Annotated in this window: 1 rRNA gene; it reads left to right on the top strand. The window is 42.2% G+C overall.

What is annotated here, in order from left to right:
- Nucleotides 1-669, top strand: a 23S ribosomal RNA gene (locus QUS22_RS05435); the annotation flags it as partial.

The raw sequence follows: 669 nt of genomic DNA, 5'->3' as shown, positions 1-669 counted from the left end.
AGGTTGGCTTGGAAGCAGCCATCCTTTAAAGAAAGCGTAACAGCTCACTTGTCTAAATAAGTTTTTCTGCGCTGAAAATGTACCGGGGCTAAAGCTGTATACCGAAGATGTGGGTGCTTATTGACTTTGGTTGATAAGTGCGGTAGCGGAGCGTTCCGTAAGTCTGTGAAGGTGGTTTGTGAAAACTGCTCGAGATATCGGAAGTGAGAATGCTGACATAAGTAGCGTAAAAGAGTGTGAAAAACACTCTCACCAAAAATCTAAGGGTTCCTACGTTAAGTTAATCTGCGTAGGGTTAGTCGGTTCCTAAGGCGAGTCCGTAAAGGAGTAGTCGATGGCAATTAGGTTAATATTCCTAAACCTCTTAAGTGTGACGGGTTTTGTATTTGTATAGATCTTATTGGATTGATCTATGCTTAAAAGAAGCTCCAGGAAATAGCACTTATATTTATGAGGCCGTACCGTAAACCGACACTGGTGGATGAGTAGAGTATACTAAGGTGTTGAAAGAATGATGTTGAAGGAACTCGGCAAATTATACCTGTAACTTCGGAAGAAGGGTAACCTGCTTTTAGGCAACTATGAGTAGGTGGCACAAAATAGGGAGTAGCGACTGTTTACTAAAAACACAGGACTCTGCAAACACGTAAGTGGAAAGATCGGAAGAGC

Origin of the sequence: Wolbachia pipientis (genome assembly GCF_030373985.1) — a bacterium.
GTDB classification, from domain to species: Bacteria; Pseudomonadota; Alphaproteobacteria; order Rickettsiales; family Anaplasmataceae; genus Wolbachia; species Wolbachia pipientis_D.
The sequence above is the reverse complement of the archived record's forward strand: the minus strand, read 5'-3'. Positions and strand labels throughout refer to the sequence as shown.